This is a genomic window from Nocardioides sp. GCM10027114, assembly GCF_042659625.1.
GTDB lineage: Bacteria > Actinomycetota > Actinomycetes > Propionibacteriales > Nocardioidaceae > Nocardioides.
Genome location: NZ_JBHSSS010000030.1, coordinates 1 through 16115, shown reverse-complemented (window position 1 = coordinate 16115; position 16115 = coordinate 1). Strand labels below are relative to the sequence as shown.

The following is a 16115-nucleotide window of genomic DNA, read 5'->3' as shown; positions in this document are numbered from 1 at the left end:
ACCACCGACTCACCCTGCGCCACCCGGTCCCAGAACCTGCGCTGCACCTCCACCCGAACCGGCGGACGCGGCATACCCCTCACCCCAGATCACCCAGGGCGTTGCGCACGCACCTTGAACCCACCTGGACGGCCTCGCACCTCAACCACCGGAGAGGAGCCTCCGCGCCAGGTCCACGTGCATCCGCGCGGACAGCGCGAGGTCGTCGACGTGCACCCGCTCGTCGGCGTTGTGGTAGCCGGCCGCGATCACCTCGGGCGGGGTGAACCGGTAGGGACTGAAGCCGTACGCCGTCGTGCCGGCCGCCTCGCGCAGGTAGACCGAGTCGGTGAAGCCGGTGTCGAGCACGGGCAGCAGCGCGGCATCGGCGTCCTCGACGCCGCTGGCCGCGACGCACTCGGCGATCGCGGCCATCAGCACCGAGTCGGGTGACGACGCGCTGCCGGCGATCAGCGGCTCCGGCCAGGAGAGCTCGTAGGCGATGCCGTTGCCGAGCCGGCGGCGTACGGCGGCCTCGACGTCCGCGGCGGTCGTGCCCGGCAGGATCCGGCAGTCGAGCTCGACGGACGCGCGGGCGGGCATCACGTTGCGCTTCGTGGAGGCGGCCAGCACGGTCGGCGCCATGGTGGTGCCGGTCAGCGCGGGGAGCAGGTCCTCCAGTCCGGGGTGCAGCGCGGCAGCCGCCGCGACCGCATCCGTCAGGTCGTCCTCGGTGGCGCCCGAGAGCGAGGCGACCGCGTCCGGCACGAGCACCTCGAGCATCCGCAGCAGCAGCGGCGACGGCTCCGGGTCGGGCATGCCGCGGCCGACCCGGCGCAGGAGGTCGCCGAGCAGCGGCACGGCGTTGTCGCCGACGCTGGGCATCGACGCGTGCCCGGCCTCGCCGACCGCGCTGACGACAACCGGGTAGGTGCCCTTCTCGCCGACGCCGACCGTCACGACGGTGCGGCCGTCGCGCAGCGGCAGCCACTGGCCGCCGCCCTCGTTGACGGCCAGGTCCGGGCGGATGTCGGAGCGCTCCTGCAGCAGCCACCGCATGCCGACCCCGGCCATGCCGTCCTCCTCGTCGGCCACCGCGAGCAGCCACAGGTCGCCCGCAGGCCGGAAGCCCGACCGCGCCAGCTCGGCCATCGCGACGGCACGCGCCGCGACCTCGCCCTTCATGTCGATCGCGCCGCGGCCCCATAGGTAGCCGTCGTCGTCGACCACCCCCTCGAACGGCGGGTGCGTCCAGTCGCGCGGGTCGACCGGGACCACGTCGGTGTGGCCGACGAACGCCAGCGAGGGCGCCTGCCCGGCGCCGGGGATCCGGGCGACGAGGTTGGCGCGGTCGTCCTCGCGGGCGACCAGCTCGCACTCCACACCGGCCTCGGAGAGGTAGGCGTGGAGGTGCTCGGCGACGGCGGTCTCGCGGCCGGGCCGGTGGCCGAGCAGCGCCTCGGGCGCGTTGCTGGTGTCGATCCGGATCAGGTCGCGGGCCAGGGCGACGACCTCGTCACGAAGGTCGCGCAGGTCGCTCACGACGCCGCCCCCGTTCCTGCGCCCACCGAACCGGAGTCGACCAGGCCCAGCCGGTCCAGCACCCACGCGTGGACCTCCGCCTCGTAGGCGAGGTGTCCGAAGCGGCCCGACGGGCCGACGTGCGACCCGGCGCCGAGCTCGCAGCGGAACACGCAGCGCGGCGACCACTCCGGGTCGCTGGCGCGCAGCGCGGCCACCCACTTCGCGGGCTCGCGCACCATCACCCGCGGGTCGTGCACGGCGCCGGTGACGAGCAGGTCGGGCCGGCCACCGGCGGGCGGGATGTTGTCGTACGGCGAGTAGGCGAGCATCCACTCGAACTCCTCGCGGCGCCGCGGGTCGCCCCACTCCTCCCACTCGTTGACGGTGAGCGGGGTGTCGGGGTCGAGCATCGTCGTCACCACGTCGACGAACGGCACCTCCGCGACCACCGCCCGCCAGCGGTCGGGTCGCTGGCTGAACACCGCGCCCTGCAGCAGTCCGCCGGCCGACAGCCCCCGCGTCGCGATCCGCGAGCCGTCGACCAGTCCGCCCTCCGCCAGCCCGTCGGCCACCGCGACGAGGTCGTCGAAGGTGTGCTGCTTGTGCTGCATCCGGCCGTCCAGCCACCAGCGCCGCCCCATCTCGCCGCCGCCGCGGACGTGGGCGTGCACGTAGACCACGCCGCGGTCGAGCAGGCTCGGCAGCGCGGGGTCCCACACGGGGTCGTCGGTGGCCTCGTAGGCGCCGTACGCGTAGATCAGCGCCGGCGCGGTGCCGTCGAGGGGGACGTCGCGGTGCCGCAGGATCGTCGCGGGGACCGGCGTCCCGTCGGCCGAGGGGAACGTGCGTCGCTCCGAGACGTATGCCGACGGGTCGTGGCCCGGGGCCTCGCGCCGCAGCACCTCGGTCGCGGCCCCGGTCGCGAGGTCGACGCTCAGCCAGACCGGCGGCTGCACCTCGGTCTGCTCGACGACGGTGACGGCGGCGGGGTCGTGGGCGACGTTGCGGCCGAGGTGGACGGTCCCGTGCGGGAAGCGGCTGCGGACGAGGATCCCCTCGCCGGCGTAGTCGCCCACGGGCACAATGCGGAGCACGTGCTCGCCGCCGGTGCGCAGGCTGAGGACGACGTGGCCGGCGAAGGCGTCGACCTGCTCGAGCCGCTCGTCGTCGCGGCCGGGGCGGACCTCGCGCCAGGTCGTGTGGTCCTGGTCGCCGTCGCGGGGGACCGGCGCCGCGACCAGCCGGAACTCCACGGCGTCGTCGTCGGTGACGAGGAGCAGCTCGCCGCCGTCCTGACCACGGACGTGCTCGGCGCGGTAGATGACGCCAGGGCGGCGGCCGCCGGCCGACCTCGGCTTTGCGGTCGGGTCGTGGGCGTCGACCACCCAGGTCTCGGCCGTGTCGCGGCTCTCGGCCTTCATGAGCACGAGGTCCCCTGAGCGGGTGGCGCGGACGCTGAGCTCGAACCGCGCATCCGGCTCGTGCAGCACCATCACGTCGTCGGTGGCCGGCGTGCCGATCCGGTGCCTCCACACCTGGTGGGGGCGGTAGAGCTCGTCGTGGACGGTGTAGAAGAACCACTGCGAGTCTGCGCTCCACGCGCCCGAGTAGTAGCTGCGCGGCACGACCTCGTCGAGGTCCTCGCCGGTGTGCAGGTCGCGGAAGCGCAGCGTGTAGACCTCGTCGCCGGTGTGGTCGACGGACCAGGCGAGCAGGTCCTCGTCGGGGCTGACGATGGTGAGGCCGAGCTCGAGGTAGCCGCTCTCGCCCACCAGCGACGCCGCGTCGAGCACCACCTCGGGCTCCGGCGCCCCGGACGATTCCGTCGACTGCGGCGAGTCGCCACGAGATCCGTCGTGCATACCGGCCCGATTCGGTGAAATCTGTATCGAATCGGTATCGGAACCGACGATTTCCCGCATGATTCGCGGGTAGTCACTTCCGGAGACGTACTCCGTGTAGTAGGAAAATCTCGAGCGCCGCCACGGAGCCGACACCTCGGTCTCCGGCAGCCGGGAAGACATCTCGGCGGTCAGGGCGGAGACCAGGGGATGCAGATGCGCAACCGAGGTGTCGTAGAAGCTCCGCTCGGCGGAGAGGTGGTCGAGCAGGGCGGGCGTGGTCGAGCCCATCCAGTGATAGGGGTCGGGGCGCGTCACCCCGTGCTCGGTGTGCTCGTACGGCGTCTGCGGGGCCTCGGGCGGGATCACGCGCGTCAACGTACTCCCGGCCGGGCGCTCGTGGCACTGGCTTTGCTCCTCGCGTCGCTGGCGCCGGGACTGGCCCTCGGCGGGCCGACGGCGCACGCCGCGGGAGACGAGGGGAGCGACGAGAAGGTCACCTTCACCGTCGCGTTCCTCAACGAGGTCGACTCGTTCAACCCGTTCGTCGGGATCGAGGCGGAGTCCTTCGAGATGTGGGCGCTGACCTACGACTACATGATCACCTACTCGCTCGAGGACATGTCACCGCAGCCCGGCCTGGCGACGGAGTGGCAGACCTCCGAGGACGGCCTCACCTGGACGTTCACGATCCGCGACGACGTCACGTTCTCCGACGGGGAGCCGCTGACGGCCGACGACATCGCGCACACCTACAACCGGGTCCTCGACGGTGGCCCGGAGGCCGCGACCTGGCGCAGCTACCTTGCCGGCGTCACGTCGATCACCGCCCCGGACCCGACCACCGTGGTGCTCGAGCTCAAGACGCCGAACTCCTCGCTGCCGCTGCTGCCGATCCCGATCGTCCCGGAGCACGTGTGGTCGGACATCGCCGAGAAGGAGGTCAAGACCTACAAGGCAGAGCCCGAGGACGGCGAGCCGGTCGTCGGCTCCGGCCCGTTCCGACTGGTCGAGGGCCAGGCCGGCGGGTCGACGTACCGCTTCGAGGCCAACCCCGACTACTGGCAGGGCGCACCGCACATCGACAAGGTCGTCTTCAGGGTCTACAAGAGCGAGGATCCCGCCATCCAGGCGCTGCTCAAGGGCGAGGTCGACTTCGTCGAGGGGATCACGCCACTGCAGGTCGAGTCGCTGCAGGGGCGCGACGGCATCACCGCGATCAGCGGCGACTCGCCGGGCTTCGACGAGATCTCGTTCAACGCGGGCTCGGTCGACCTCGACACCGGCAAGCCGATCGGCGACCCCAACCCCGCCGTGCTCGACCCGGACTTCCGCTACGCGCTCGGCTTCGGGATCGATCGCGACACCATCATCGAGCGGGTCTACCAGGGCTCGGGCCAGCCGGGCACGACGATCATCCCGCCGGCCTACGACGCGTTCCACTGGGAGCCGCCGGCTGACGTCGCGTTCACCTACGACCCCGACAAGGCGGCCGAGCTGCTCGACGAGGCCGGCTACACGCTGGGCGCCGACGGGTTCCGGACGCTGCCGAACGGCGACCCGATCGGCACGCTCCGGCTCTACGCCCGATCCGAGTCGCGCACGTCGGTGGACGTCATGAACTTCTTCCAGGAGTGGCTCGCCGACCTCGGCATCAGGTCGGAGGTCTCGGCGGTGGAGTCCAGCCGGCTCACCGACATCATCCTCGAGGGGACCTTCGACGCCTTCGAGTGGGGCTGGTACGTAGAGCCGGACCCGAGCTCGATGCTCGACTACATGACCTGCTCGCAGCGGGGCAACTGGTCGGACTCCTGGTACTGCAGCGAGGAGTACGACGCGCTCTTCGAGCAGCAGCAGACCGAGGTCGACGACGCCGCGCGCGCCGAGATGGTCAAGGAGATGCAGGAGATCCTCTACATGGACGCGCCGTACCTCGTGACGGCGTACAACAGCATCGGCGAGGCCTTCCGCAGCGACCGCTTCGCCTGCCTGCGGCCGCAGCCCGACCCCGGCGGCATCTACCTGGTCCAGTACGGCGTCTACAACTACATCAACATGCGACCGGCGTCCGAGGCCGGTGACTGCGACGGCGACGAGAGTGCCACCCGCGTCACCGAGAGCCGCGACGACGACAGCCTCGGCACCGGCACGATGGTGGGCCTCGGTGTGGCCGCAGGCGTGGTCGTGGTGGGCGCGCTGGTCCTGGCGATGCGTCGCCGGGCCACCGTAGAGGACCGCGAGTGAGCCGGGAGGTCGTCGCATGACGCTGGCGGCGGCCGACCCCGCAGCCGCGGCCGCCGAGGCCGGCACCAGACCCCGGCGTCGGGGCGGCTTCGGCCGCTACGCCGGTGGGAAGGTGCTCGGCTCGCTCGGCAGCCTCGCCTTCATGCTGGTCGTCAACTTCTTCCTGTTCCGGATCCTGCCCGGCGACCCGGCCCGCACCCTGGGCCGCGGCCGGCTCTCGACGCCCGAGCAGCTCGAGGAGTTCAACCGCACCTACGGGCTCGACCAGTCGACGGGTGAGCAGTTCTGGACGTTCCTAGGCAACCTCGCGAGCGGCGACCTGGGCTACTCGATCCTCTACCGTCAGCCGGTCTCCGAGATCCTCGTCGACCGGCTCTGGCCGACCCTGCTGCTGGTCGGCTCCTCGACGGTGCTGGCCGCGCTGATCGGGCTCTGGCTCGGGACGCGCAGCGCCTGGGAACGGGGCAGCCGCTTCGACCGGATGTCGACGAGCACGTCGCTGACGCTCTACTCCATGCCCGAGTGGTGGCTGGGGCTCGTGCTCATCGCCGTGCTCGCGGTCGGGCCGGGCCCGCTGCCCGGCCTGTTCCCGACGGGCGGTCTGCACTCCACGGACGTCGACCCGTCGTCGCTCGCCGGCGTCCTCGACACCACGTGGCACCTCGCGCTGCCGGTGCTGACGCTGACGCTGGCCTACCTCGCCGACTACGCGCTGATCATGCGCGGCTCGCTGCTCGACGAGCTCGGCGAGGACTACCTGACCACGGCCCGCGCCAAGGGGCTGCGCGACGTGGCGGTGCGCAACCGGCACGCCGTCCCCAACGCGCTGCTGCCGGCCTCCACGATCGTCGCGCTGAACTTCGGCTTCGTGGTCGCGGGTGCGATCACGGTCGAGACGATCTTCTCGATCCCGGGCCTCGGCCTGCTGACGACGGAGGCCCTGCGGGTGCCCGACTTCTGGCTGCTGCAGGGCGTCTTCCTGCTCTCGACCACCGCGGTCATCCTCGCCAACCTCGCGGCCAACCTGCTCTACGGCCTGCTCGACCCGCGGGTGCGCTCATGAGCACCGCGACCGTCATGACGGCCCGGCAGCTGGCACGCCGGCGCCGGCAGGAGGCGTGGTCGCGCGGGTGGAAGCTCTTCCGCGCGGACCGGGCCGGGATGGCCGGCCTGGTCGTGCTGGTGGTGTTCGTGCTGCTGGCGGTGCTGGCCCCGGTCATCACCGACCCCGACGGCCTCGACGTCACCAAGGCGACGGGCGGCGTGCTCGAGTCGCCGTCCGGGGAGTACTGGCTCGGCACCGACGACAACGGCCGGTCGGTGCTCACCCTGCTGATCTGGGGCGCCCGGATCTCGCTCTTCGTCGGGCTGATGGCGACCCTGATCTCGATGGTGATCGGCACCGTCGTCGGGCTGGTGTCCGGCTACTTCGGCGGCTGGCCGGGCGCGATCCTGTTCCGCTTCACCGAGTGGTTCCTGGTGATCCCGTTCCTGCCGTTCGCGATCGTGCTCGCGTCGGTGCTCGGGCGGTCGCTGCTCAACATCGTGATCGTGATCGGCGTGACGAGCTGGGCCGGCACGGCGCTGCTGATCCGCAGCCAGGCGCTCTCGATCAAGGAGCGCGCCTACCTCGAGCGGGCCCGCGCCCTCGGCGCCGGCCACGTCCACCTGCTGCGGCGGCACCTGCTTCCCAACGTGGTCCCGATGGTCTTCGCCAACACCACGCTCAGCGTGGCGCTGGCGATCCTGTCGGAGACCACGCTCAGCTTCCTCGGCCTCGGCGACCCGACCCGGGTGTCGTGGGGGAGCATGCTCGACGACGCCTACAGCGTCGGGGCGATCACCACCGGCTCGTGGTGGTTCTTCGTGCCGCCGGGTGTGTGCGTCGTGCTGGTGGTGCTGTCCTTCACACTCGTCGGGCAGGCGCTCGAGGACGTCCTCAACCCCCGGCTGCGGAAGCGGTGACCCGATGAGCGAGCTGCTGCGGATCGAGGACCTCTCGGTCACCTACCGGACCCAGGAGGGCGACCTCCACGCCGTGCGCCACGTCGACCTCTCGGTCGAGCGGGGTGAGGTGGTCGGCGTCGCCGGCGAGTCCGGCTGCGGCAAGTCCAGCCTCGCGAGCACCGTGCTGCGGCTCCAGCCAACTTCGGCGACCGTCACCGGCAAGGTGCTCGTCGACGGCGCCGACGTGCTCACCATGCGCTGGGGCGACCTGCGGGCGCTGCGCTGGGCCGAGGCGTCGATCGTCTTCCAGGGCGCGCTGCACTCGCTGAACGCGGTGCGCCGGATCGGGCAGCAGATCGCCGAGCCGATCCGGCTCCATGAGCCCGGCGCCCCCGACGGCGAGGTCGACCGGCGGGTGGGCGAGCTGCTCGAGGAGGTCGGCCTGCCCGCGTCGCGCGCCTCGGCGTACCCCCACCAGCTCTCGGGCGGTCAGCGGCAGCGCGTGATGATCGCGATGGCGCTGGCCTGCCGGCCCTCGCTCATCGTCGCCGACGAGCCCACCACCGCGCTGGACGTGATGGTCCAGGCGCAGGTGCTCGACGTGCTCGCGGGACTGGTGAAGGGCCGCGAGATGGGGATGCTGATCATCAGCCACGACCTGTCCGTGCTCGCCGAGCTGAGCGACCGGATCGCCGTGATGTACGCCGGCCGCGTGGTCGAGGAGGGCCCCGCCGGGCAGGTCTTCACCGACCCGCTGCACCCGTACGCCGCGGCGCTGTCGGCGTCGTTCCCGCGGGTCGGGGACCCGGCCGCGCGGTTCGCGCCTGCGGGTCTGGCCGGGGACCCGCCCGACCCGCGCGACCTGCCGTCCGGCTGCTCCTTCGCCCCGCGCTGCCCGCTGGCGGTCGACGCGTGCCGGGAGGCGGAGCCGGTCCTGGAGCCCAAGCGGCCGCAGCGGCGCGCCGCGTGCATCCGCGTGGAGGAGGCCCGATGAGTCACGCGACCGGCACGAACCGGCTCACCCTCGAGGCCAGGGGGGTGGCCGTCGAGTACACCTCGCGGGCACGATCGGTCGCGACCGCTCTCGACGGCGTCGACCTGTGCGTGCGTGGCGGCGAGATCCTGGCACTGGTGGGGGAGTCGGGCTCGGGGAAGACGACGCTCGCCCGCACGATCACCGGGCTGGAGAAGCCGGTGCGCGGGCAGGTGCTGGTCGACGGCGAGCCGTTGGCGTACCGCTCGTCGGCGCTGAAGGCGCTGCGGCGCCGGGTGCAGATGGTGCTGCAGGACCCGGCCGGCGCGCTCAACCCGCGCCACACCGTCTACGAGTCGGTCGCCGAGGGGCTGCGGCTGCACGGCCTGTCCACGCGCGACCCGCAGGGACGCACGGAGGAGCAGCAGGTCGCCGACGCGCTGGCCGCCGCCGGGCTGCGGCCGCCGGAGCGGCTCTTCCTGCGCTACCCGCACGAGCTGTCGGGCGGTCAGCGGCAGCGGGTGCTCATCGCGGGGGCGCTGGCGCTGGGCCCGGAGCTGCTCGTGGCCGACGAGCCGGTCTCCAGCCTCGACGCCTCGATCCGGGGCGAGATCCTGGCGTTGCTGCTGAAGCTGCGCGCCGACCTCGGGCTGGGCGTGCTGGTGGTGACGCACGACCTCGGCCTGGCGTGGAACATCGCCGACAGGACCGCGGTGATGTACCTCGGCCGGGTGGTCGAGGTCGGCCCCACCGAGGAGGTGCTGGCCGACCCGCAGCACCCCTACACGCAGGCGCTGCTGTCGGTGGTCCCGGAGATCGAGCGGATCGAGCCGGTCGTGCTGACCGGTGAGGTGCCCGACCCGACCAACATCCCGCGCGGCTGCCGGTTCCACCCGCGCTGCCCGGCGGTCGCCGACGGCCGCGCCGCGGCTGCCGGGGTCGAGGAGGCCTGCCGCACCCGGGCGCTGGAGGTGTTGCCGGCGGCGGGTGGCCACCATGCCGCCTGCCACCTCGTCGCGGCGAGGGACGGGCAGCCGGCATGAGCCTCCCCGCCGGCCCCGGGGAGATGGCGCGGCTGCGCGAGGAGGTGGCGGCCCGCGGCGGCGAGGTGCCCGCGATGCTTCCGGCGGCGGCGTACACGTCCGGCGAGGTGCTGGCGTGGGAGCTGCGGCACCTGTTCGCGGGGACGTGGAGCTGCCTGGGGCGGCTGGCTGAGCTGCTGCCCGACGACGTGGGCGGGCACCAGGCCGGGAAGCCGGCGACGCAGCGGGCCGTGCGCGTGGGAGATGTGTCGGCGCTGCTGGTGCGCGACCCCGGCGGGCCCCCCGATCGTGGGCTGCGGATGTTCGCGAACACGTGTCGCCACCGCGCCCACGAGCTGCTGCCGGACGCCGGCACCTCTGCGGCGCACTCCGTCGTCTGCCCCTACCACGCCTGGTCCTACGACCTGGGCGGCCGGCTGCGGGTGGCTCCCGGCTACCGCGACGAGCCCGGCTTCGACCCGACGGCGTACTCGCTCGTCGAGCTGCCCGTGGCGATCTGGTGCGGCTGGGTGTTCGGGCACGCGCTGCACCCGCTGGGCCACCCGGACGTCGTGCCGTTCGCCGAGCACCTCGGCGAGCTCGGGACCGTGGTCGAGCCCTACCGCCCCGAGTCCCTGAGCCTGGCCGACCGGCACTCCTACGAGATCGCCGCGAACTGGAAGATCGTCGCGGAGAACTACCACGAGTGCTACCACTGCCCGCTCATCCATCCCGAGCTGTGCCGGGTGACGCCGCCGGCGTCCGGCGACAACTACCACCTGCCCGGCGCCTGGGTCGGCGGCTCGATGGTGCTGCGTGACGGGATGGCGACGATGTCGCTCACCGGCGAGTCCGGTGGCAGGCCGCTGCCCGGGGTGTCGCCGACGGCCGTCGAGTACGTCCACCTGCTGCCGAACCTGCTGGTCTCCGCGCACCCCGACTACGTGATGACCCATCGGCTGGTGCCGCTGGCGCCGGACCGGACCTGGGTCGAGTGCTCCTGGCTGCTGCTGCCGGACGCCGACGGGCGGGTGCCCGACGCGGCGTACGCCGTCGAGTTCTGGGACATCACCAACCGGCAGGACTGGGCGGCCTGCGAGTCGGTCCAGCGCGGGCTGTCGTCACCGCACTACGCGCCGGGGCCGTTCTCGCCGGGGGAGGACGCGGTCGAGCGGTTCGTCGGTCTCATCTCACAGGGGTACGTCGGACAGCCGTGGCACGCAGACCGTCCTGCTCGCTGACGTCGCGCTCCTCGACGTCGGGTCCGCTGCCGCCCCGCGCGCACCACTGGGCGAAGGCGGGCTCGAAGCCGTCGTCGCCGACGGGGAGGAAGTGGTCGACGCTCGCGCGGCCGGCGACCTCGGTGGTGATCTCGAAGACCGGCAGCCGCGGCGGGTCCGTGCAGGTGCCGGTCAGCGTGGTCTGCAGGCGGACCGACTCGCCGGCCCGCAGCAGCATCGGCTCCCCGACGTCGACCGGGTCGACCCGGTCGAGCAGCACCCGGGCCGCCGTGAGGGTGCGCTCCTCGTGGAAACGGATCTCGACCGTCAGCTGGACGGCATCCTCGGTGACGACGTACTGGACGGGCGCGAGGGTGGCCGCGACACGGCGTGGCATCACGTCCGGGTCCTCGTAGGCGCAGCCCGCGACCGCAAGCGCGAGCACCAGGACCGGGATCGGTCGGTGGCGGCCGTGCCCCGTGGGGTGGGTCGGCGAGGCCATTACTCAGCATCGCCGGATGACTAGTCCGTTCTCATGCCCGAATTTCGGGGACTCTTCCCGTTCCGTCGCGCTCACTAGGGTGGTCTGCATGAGTAGTCCGGTGGTCGTGGTGGTCGGCGCGGGGCCGGGGGTCAGCGGCTCGGTGGCGCGACGGTTCGCGCTGGACGGGTACGACGTGGGCCTCCTCGGCGTCGACGAGGAGGCGATGGAGACGCTGAGCGAGGAGATCCGCGACGGCGGTCGCGAGGTCGAGTGGCGGGCGGTCGACATCACCGACGGCCCCGTCGCGACCGCCGCGGTGCGGGAGATCGGCGAGCACTTCGGCCGGATCGACCTGATGCACTTCAACCCCTCGGCGTTCCGCCACAAGGACCCGCTGGCGCTGACCGTGCCGGAGCTGCTCGAGGACGTCGCGCTCGGGGTAGGCGCTCTGCTGACCGCGGTGCAGGCGGCCCGGCCGTTCATGGGCGAGGGCGCGCGCGTCACGGCCACCGGCAGCGTCGCCGCCGACAAGCCGTGGAACGAGGCCGCGTCGCTGGGCGTGCAGAAGGCGGGCCTGCGCAACCTGGTGCGCAGCATCGACACGACCCTGAAGCCCGACGGCATCCGCGCCGTATCGGTGACGGTGCAGGGCACGCTCGACAAGGAGGGGCCGTTCACGCCCGACCGGGTCGCGGAGGCGATCCACGCCGCCGCGTCGCAGGACGTCGACGAGTGGCGGACCGAGGTGCCGTACGCCGGGTGAGGTGCTCGGTCCTCGGGCGGATAGGTTCGCCCGCATGCCTGACACATTCTCGGACGTCGCCACCACCTCGGTGGTGGTCGGCGAGGCCGACGCCGCCCTCGACTCACGCCTGAGCGACGAGCTCGACCGTCACAACTTCGCCGCGACCGGCCACAGCGACGCGCGTGAGCTGACGGTGCGCATCTCCGACGCGTCCGGCGAGCTGGTCGCGGGGCTGAGCGGCTGGACGTGGGGGACCGCCGCCGGCATCGGCATGGTGTGGGTCCGTGACGACGCGCGTCGGGGCGGATGGGGCGGGCGACTGCTCGCGGCGGCCGAGTCGGAGGCGGCCGGGCGCGGCTGCGTGCAGATGACGGTCTCGTCGTTCACCTTCCAGGCACCGGACTTCTACCGCCGCCACGGGTACGTCGAGTTCGCCCGGACCGAGGGGATCCCCGTCCGTGGCGAGGCGGACGTGCACTTCCGCAAGGAGCTGCAGCCCTAGCTGTTGCGCTGGTCGGCCCGGTGGGGCTCGAGGCCCAGCCAGCGCGCCAGCTCCTCGATCTCGCGGTCCACCTCCGCGGTCATGCCGGGGGTGAACGGCTCGTCCTCATGGATAGCGTCGACCCGCAGCTCGCCCTCCGCCCGGTCGGCGGTCGCGTCGAGCTTCCCGACCAGCCGGTCGCCGTACAGGATCGGCATCGCCCAGTACCCCCATCGCCGCTGGGCGGCCGGCTTGTACATCTCGAGCTGGTAGTCGAACTCGAAGAGCTCGGCCATGCGCCGCCGGTCGAACACCAGCCGGTCGAGGGGCGACAGCAGGACGGCCCGTCCCCGGAAGGGCTCGTCGTCGAGGTACGCCGGGTGGATGCGCCACTCGCCCTTCACCCCCTCGACCGTGGCGGTTTCGCCCGTCTCGCCGACGTGGTTCGGCTCGCCCGGCACCTTGGCGGACCTGGCTCGGGCGATGCCGAGGGACTGCAGGCGTCGTGCGTCCCGCTCCCGACGCGCCTCGTCCGCGGGCGGGTACGGCTCGTCGGGGAGGACGCGCCCGGCGAGGTCCCAGAGCTTCTCGTTGCCCTGTCGCCCGACGAGGACGACCTCGCCCCGCGCCACCATGAGTCCGAGCAGCATGGTCAGGCTGCGCCGGTTGTTCCAGCCGCTCGACCGCCACGGAACCTCACACGTGTCCGGGAGCTCCGACTGGGGGAGGGGACCGTCGGCGCGCAGCCGCTCGAGGACGTCCCGGCGGCAGGCGTCGTTGGCGTCGACCCAGGCCTGCTGCGCGACCTGCCACTCGTGGAGCCCGGTGCCGATGCCGTCGCCCGGCCAGGCGTCCATCTCGGCGCGGAGCAGCTGCAGCTGGTCGAGGGTGCGGATCCTGTTGTCGTGCTCGACCAGCACCTGCCGGTCGAGCAGCTCGCGGAGGTCCGCTGGGTCGTAGGCCGCTCCGAGGCGGCTCCACAGGACCAGGTCAGCGGTCGGGGCCACTGCGGCGGTGGGCTCGACCTGCAGCAGCCACAGGTGCTCGAGCACCTCGAGCAGGTCGGTGGGGCGCGGCTGCGTCAGCAGCTGGGCGCGGACCGCGATCCTGCGCGCCTCCTGGCGGGTCAGCCGGTACGCCTCGCTCATGGTTGACTCCGGGAGTGGCGTGGTCTCACGGCCGGCAGCCCGGGCGGCGCCAGTCGTCGAGGTCGTCGAGGTCGAGACGGACGAGCGTCGGCACGAGTGGCCGCCCGCCCAGCCGCTGGTAGTGCCGGCTGCCGGACTCGCTGGCCACCCAGAGGGCGCCGTCTTCGGCGAGCGCCATGCCCTCCGCGCCGGGGACGAAGGCGAGTCGGTGTCCGGCGGGGTCGACGAGGACGCCGCAGCGAGTGACGGAGCGGGCGAACCAGGTCCTCGCGGCTCTGCCGTCGAGGTCGGCATGGACCGCGCCCTGGGTCATCGAGGGGGCGCGTTCGCTCCGGGCAGCCAGGCCGGTCGTCAGGTCGAGCACCGAGCCGGCGACGAGGAGGTCGGTGCTGAACCAGTGGACGCTCCCGCGGCGCCGTGGGTGCCACGACCCGATGCCGAGGTGGCCGTCGTCGTCGGTGACGGCGAACGAGCCGCGCAGGGGTGGGGCGAGGGCCCAGCCGCGTCGTACGTCGAGTGTCCCGGGGTCGAGCAGCCAGACCCGCCCGGTCTCCACCAGCCAGAGACCGTGATCGTCCGCAGCCAGCCCACCGGCGTGGCGGCACGTGACCGGGTCGCGGTTGCCGACCTGCCCGGAGACCGGGTCGCGGTGGGTGGCCCGGCCGGTGCGGAGGTCGACGCGCACCAGGAGGCAGTACTTGTGCCCGGGTCGCGCCTCGCCGTCGTACCCGCTCACCCACGCGGTGCGGCCGTCGACGACGAGGCCCTGCGGCACCAGCCCCCGCCGGGTCCCGACCCAGACGCCCCCGCACATGGCGCGGTCGTTGCGGAACCGGCCGAGGCGTTGTTCGTCGACGTACGCCGGCGCTCGGCCGCGCACGTCGTCGAAGGAGACGGGCCAGCAGTCGGCCGCGGGGCGCGCGCGGTCGGGGCGGGGGACCTCGGCTCCCGACGTGCAGGCCGCGACGAGGGCGAGGGCGAGCAGCAGCGCGACGTGCGCGACCCTTCGGGCCGTCACGCCAGTCCCCGCTCGTAGCGGAGCAGCTCCGGGAAGGGCGAGAAGGTGCTGTGCGTTCTCTCGCCCGTCGGCTCCCACCCGAGCCGCTCGTAGAAGCGCCGGCCGCGGGCGTTGCCGGTGAAGACGCGCAGCCACGCCCGGCTGTGCCCGGCGCAGCGCATCCGGTCGAGCAGTGCGTCGTGGGCCTCGGCAGCGAGCCCGGTGCCCCAGTGCTCGACGGCGATGCCGAGGTGCAGCAGCTCGTCGCCGTGCGTCGCCGCGAAGCCGACGACCACGTCCCCGTGGAGGACCACGAGGCAGTCGATGCCGGCGGTGTCGATCTCCTCGCGCCAGCGACGGGCGATCTCGTCGGCCGGGAAGGGGTGCTCGTCCTGGGGGAACACCGTCGCCAGCGCTGTCACGGCGCCGGGTTCCTGAATCGTGACAACAGCCGGTACATCGGCGTACGTCATCGCCCGCAGCAGGTCCCCCACGGGAGCACAGTACGGCGCTCGGCGCGCTGTCGGTCGAGTTGCGCGGCGGTCGCCCTCGCCGACCGCCACCGCGGGCACAATGCCGCTCGTGACCCGCGGTCCTGACGCCACGCCCGAGGAAGTCGTGCGCGCCTACGTCGACGCCGTGAACGGTCGCGACTTCGACACCGCGAACGCGATCGACTCCCGTGACGGTCAGGACCTCGGCCGGTTCAGCCGGCCGATGCAGACCCACGACTTCGAGCTCGTGAGCACGACGGGCGACGAGACCCGCGCGCACGTGCTCTTCACGGCCGACTTCGAGGGCGGCGACGGGACCGTCGAGGACGGCCGATGGGGGTACGTCCTGGAGCGCAACGACGAGGGTCTGTGGCGCATCGTCGACGCCGGGGTCGCCTGACCCGGGGGTCTCGACGAGCTCGACCGACGTGTGGTGGCGGTCGGTGAGTCAGTTCCGGGCCCGCTTTCCGGCCACAGGCGAGGGGGCTGGGTGGACGCTGCACAGGTCGAACTGGCGTTCGAAAAAGTGTCGGTGGTCGGCCCTAGTGTCTGGGTATGTCGATCCGGCCGCTGCACCCCACGCACCCGGTGCTGGCGTGCACGGAGGCGATCGGCAAGGAACTCGATCTCGTGGCCGAGGTGGACCCGGCATACATGCGGACCGAGGACCAGGCGGCCGCACTGGTCGAGCTGTCCGCGCTGGCGGCGCGGGTGGAGGAGCTGAAGCTGCGGGTGCTCGCGAACGCCGACGAGGTGGCGCTGGACTCGGGTGCGCGGTCGGCGGCGGCGTGGCTGGCCCACGCGACCCGCACCGACGCCGGCCGCGCGCTGGGGGCGGCCCGGCTGGCCGAGGCGATCACCGGCAGGTGGTCCCGGGTCGGGCAGGGGCTGGCGTCGGGGGCGGTGAATCCGGCGCAGGCGCGGGTGCTGGTCACGTCGCTCGACGACCTGCCGGCCGACCTCGACCCCGACGTCGTCGCGAAGGCGGAGGAGTACCTCGTCGACCAGGCCGCCCA

General features: G+C 72.9%; 16 protein-coding genes. 10 read left to right on the top strand and 6 right to left on the bottom strand.

The features are described from left to right. Positions 1 to 141: 141 nt before the first annotated feature. Together ACFP2E_RS18545 and ACFP2E_RS18540 are read right to left on the bottom strand one after the other, a co-directional pair. On the bottom strand, positions 142 to 1521 hold the full coding sequence (locus tag ACFP2E_RS18545) for a M20/M25/M40 family metallo-hydrolase (RefSeq protein WP_378522058.1): 1380 nt from the start codon (positions 1519 to 1521) through the stop codon (positions 142 to 144). Further along, complete coding sequence (locus ACFP2E_RS18540) at positions 1518 to 3713, bottom strand: prolyl oligopeptidase family serine peptidase (RefSeq protein ID WP_378522059.1); 2196 nt, start codon at positions 3711 to 3713, stop codon at positions 1518 to 1520. Before ACFP2E_RS18540 ends, ACFP2E_RS18545 begins: the two co-directional genes overlap by 4 nt. A gap of 30 nt (positions 3714 to 3743) precedes the next feature. Here ACFP2E_RS18540 and ACFP2E_RS18535 point away from each other — a divergent pair, with 30 nt between their 5' ends. Genes ACFP2E_RS18535 through ACFP2E_RS18510 form a run of 6 tightly spaced genes read left to right on the top strand, consistent with a single transcriptional unit; the run spans position 3744 to position 10771 of the window. After that, positions 3744 to 5588 carry an ABC transporter substrate-binding protein gene (locus tag ACFP2E_RS18535; RefSeq protein WP_378522060.1) on the top strand — a complete coding sequence of 615 codons (1845 nt, stop codon included), beginning with the start codon at positions 3744 to 3746 and terminating at the stop codon, positions 5586 to 5588. A 16-nt stretch (positions 5589 to 5604) separates the two neighbouring features. Further along, a complete protein-coding gene (locus tag ACFP2E_RS18530) occupies positions 5605 to 6651 on the top strand; it encodes an ABC transporter permease (protein ID WP_378522061.1) in 1047 nt (348 codons plus the stop codon). Next, positions 6648 to 7553, top strand: a complete 906-nt coding sequence (locus ACFP2E_RS18525) for an ABC transporter permease (protein WP_378522062.1) — start codon at positions 6648 to 6650, stop codon at positions 7551 to 7553. The genes ACFP2E_RS18530 and ACFP2E_RS18525 overlap by 4 nt, the downstream gene beginning before the upstream one ends. Positions 7554 to 7557: 4 nt before the next feature. After that, complete coding sequence (locus ACFP2E_RS18520; RefSeq protein WP_378522063.1) at positions 7558 to 8529, top strand: ABC transporter ATP-binding protein; 972 nt, start codon at positions 7558 to 7560, stop codon at positions 8527 to 8529. After that, positions 8526 to 9551: an ABC transporter ATP-binding protein gene (locus tag ACFP2E_RS18515; protein WP_378522064.1), complete on the top strand. Its 1026-nt coding sequence runs from the start codon at positions 8526 to 8528 to the stop codon at positions 9549 to 9551. The genes ACFP2E_RS18520 and ACFP2E_RS18515 overlap by 4 nt, the downstream gene beginning before the upstream one ends. Next, positions 9548 to 10771, top strand: a complete 1224-nt coding sequence (locus ACFP2E_RS18510) for an SRPBCC family protein (protein WP_378522065.1) — start codon at positions 9548 to 9550, stop codon at positions 10769 to 10771. The genes ACFP2E_RS18515 and ACFP2E_RS18510 overlap by 4 nt, the downstream gene beginning before the upstream one ends. Here the strand turns inward: ACFP2E_RS18510 and ACFP2E_RS18505 are convergent. Continuing rightward, a complete protein-coding gene (locus tag ACFP2E_RS18505; protein ID WP_378522066.1) occupies positions 10716 to 11252 on the bottom strand; it encodes a hypothetical protein in 537 nt (178 codons plus the stop codon). The two genes, ACFP2E_RS18510 and ACFP2E_RS18505, sit on opposite strands and share 56 nt — an antisense overlap. A gap of 88 nt (positions 11253 to 11340) precedes the next feature. On the opposite strand from ACFP2E_RS18505, the gene ACFP2E_RS18500 reads away from it, so the two are divergent. Both ACFP2E_RS18500 and ACFP2E_RS18495 read left to right on the top strand, forming a co-directional pair. Further along, the gene (locus ACFP2E_RS18500; protein WP_378522067.1) at positions 11341 to 11997 is read left to right on the top strand and encodes an SDR family NAD(P)-dependent oxidoreductase; all 657 of its coding nucleotides are present in this window, start codon (positions 11341 to 11343) and stop codon (positions 11995 to 11997) included. A gap of 34 nt (positions 11998 to 12031) precedes the next feature. Beyond that, positions 12032 to 12481, top strand: a complete 450-nt coding sequence (locus ACFP2E_RS18495) for a GNAT family N-acetyltransferase (RefSeq protein WP_378522068.1) — start codon at positions 12032 to 12034, stop codon at positions 12479 to 12481. Here ACFP2E_RS18495 and ACFP2E_RS18490 read toward each other — a convergent pair. From ACFP2E_RS18490 to ACFP2E_RS18480, 3 genes are read right to left on the bottom strand one after another with little or no spacing between them, the layout of a single operon-like run. After that, entirely contained in the window at positions 12478 to 13608 is a 1131-nt protein-coding gene (locus ACFP2E_RS18490; protein ID WP_378522069.1) for a DNA glycosylase AlkZ-like family protein, read from the bottom strand. The two genes, ACFP2E_RS18495 and ACFP2E_RS18490, sit on opposite strands and share 4 nt — an antisense overlap. Positions 13609 to 13633: 25 nt before the next feature. Beyond that, positions 13634 to 14626: a hypothetical protein gene (locus ACFP2E_RS18485; RefSeq protein WP_378522070.1), complete on the bottom strand. Its 993-nt coding sequence runs from the start codon at positions 14624 to 14626 to the stop codon at positions 13634 to 13636. Beyond that, on the bottom strand, positions 14623 to 15099 hold the full coding sequence (locus tag ACFP2E_RS18480; RefSeq protein WP_378522071.1) for a GNAT family N-acetyltransferase: 477 nt from the start codon (positions 15097 to 15099) through the stop codon (positions 14623 to 14625). The genes ACFP2E_RS18485 and ACFP2E_RS18480 overlap by 4 nt, the downstream gene beginning before the upstream one ends. Before the next feature lie 88 nt (positions 15100 to 15187). On the opposite strand from ACFP2E_RS18480, the gene ACFP2E_RS18475 reads away from it, so the two are divergent. Both ACFP2E_RS18475 and ACFP2E_RS18470 read left to right on the top strand, forming a co-directional pair. Beyond that, complete coding sequence (locus ACFP2E_RS18475) at positions 15188 to 15499, top strand: hypothetical protein (RefSeq protein WP_378522072.1); 312 nt, start codon at positions 15188 to 15190, stop codon at positions 15497 to 15499. 155 nt (positions 15500 to 15654) lie between these two features. Further along, the coding region (locus ACFP2E_RS18470) for a DUF222 domain-containing protein (RefSeq protein WP_378522073.1) at positions 15655 to 16115 on the top strand (461 nt) is incomplete at its 3' end.

Coding starts and splice junctions, on each gene's coding strand:
- ACFP2E_RS18530 (WP_378522061.1), top strand. CDS start 5,605: ATGACGCTGGCGGCGGCCGACCCCGCAGCCGCGGCCGCCGAGGCCGGC.
- ACFP2E_RS18525 (WP_378522062.1), top strand. CDS start 6,648: ATGAGCACCGCGACCGTCATGACGGCCCGGCAGCTGGCACGCCGGCGC.
- ACFP2E_RS18520 (WP_378522063.1), top strand. CDS start 7,558: ATGAGCGAGCTGCTGCGGATCGAGGACCTCTCGGTCACCTACCGGACC.
- ACFP2E_RS18515 (WP_378522064.1), top strand. CDS start 8,526: ATGAGTCACGCGACCGGCACGAACCGGCTCACCCTCGAGGCCAGGGGG.
- ACFP2E_RS18510 (WP_378522065.1), top strand. CDS start 9,548: ATGAGCCTCCCCGCCGGCCCCGGGGAGATGGCGCGGCTGCGCGAGGAG.
- ACFP2E_RS18505 (WP_378522066.1), bottom strand. CDS start 11,252: ATGGCCTCGCCGACCCACCCCACGGGGCACGGCCGCCACCGACCGATC.
- ACFP2E_RS18500 (WP_378522067.1), top strand. CDS start 11,341: ATGAGTAGTCCGGTGGTCGTGGTGGTCGGCGCGGGGCCGGGGGTCAGC.
- ACFP2E_RS18495 (WP_378522068.1), top strand. CDS start 12,032: ATGCCTGACACATTCTCGGACGTCGCCACCACCTCGGTGGTGGTCGGC.
- ACFP2E_RS18490 (WP_378522069.1), bottom strand. CDS start 13,608: ATGAGCGAGGCGTACCGGCTGACCCGCCAGGAGGCGCGCAGGATCGCG.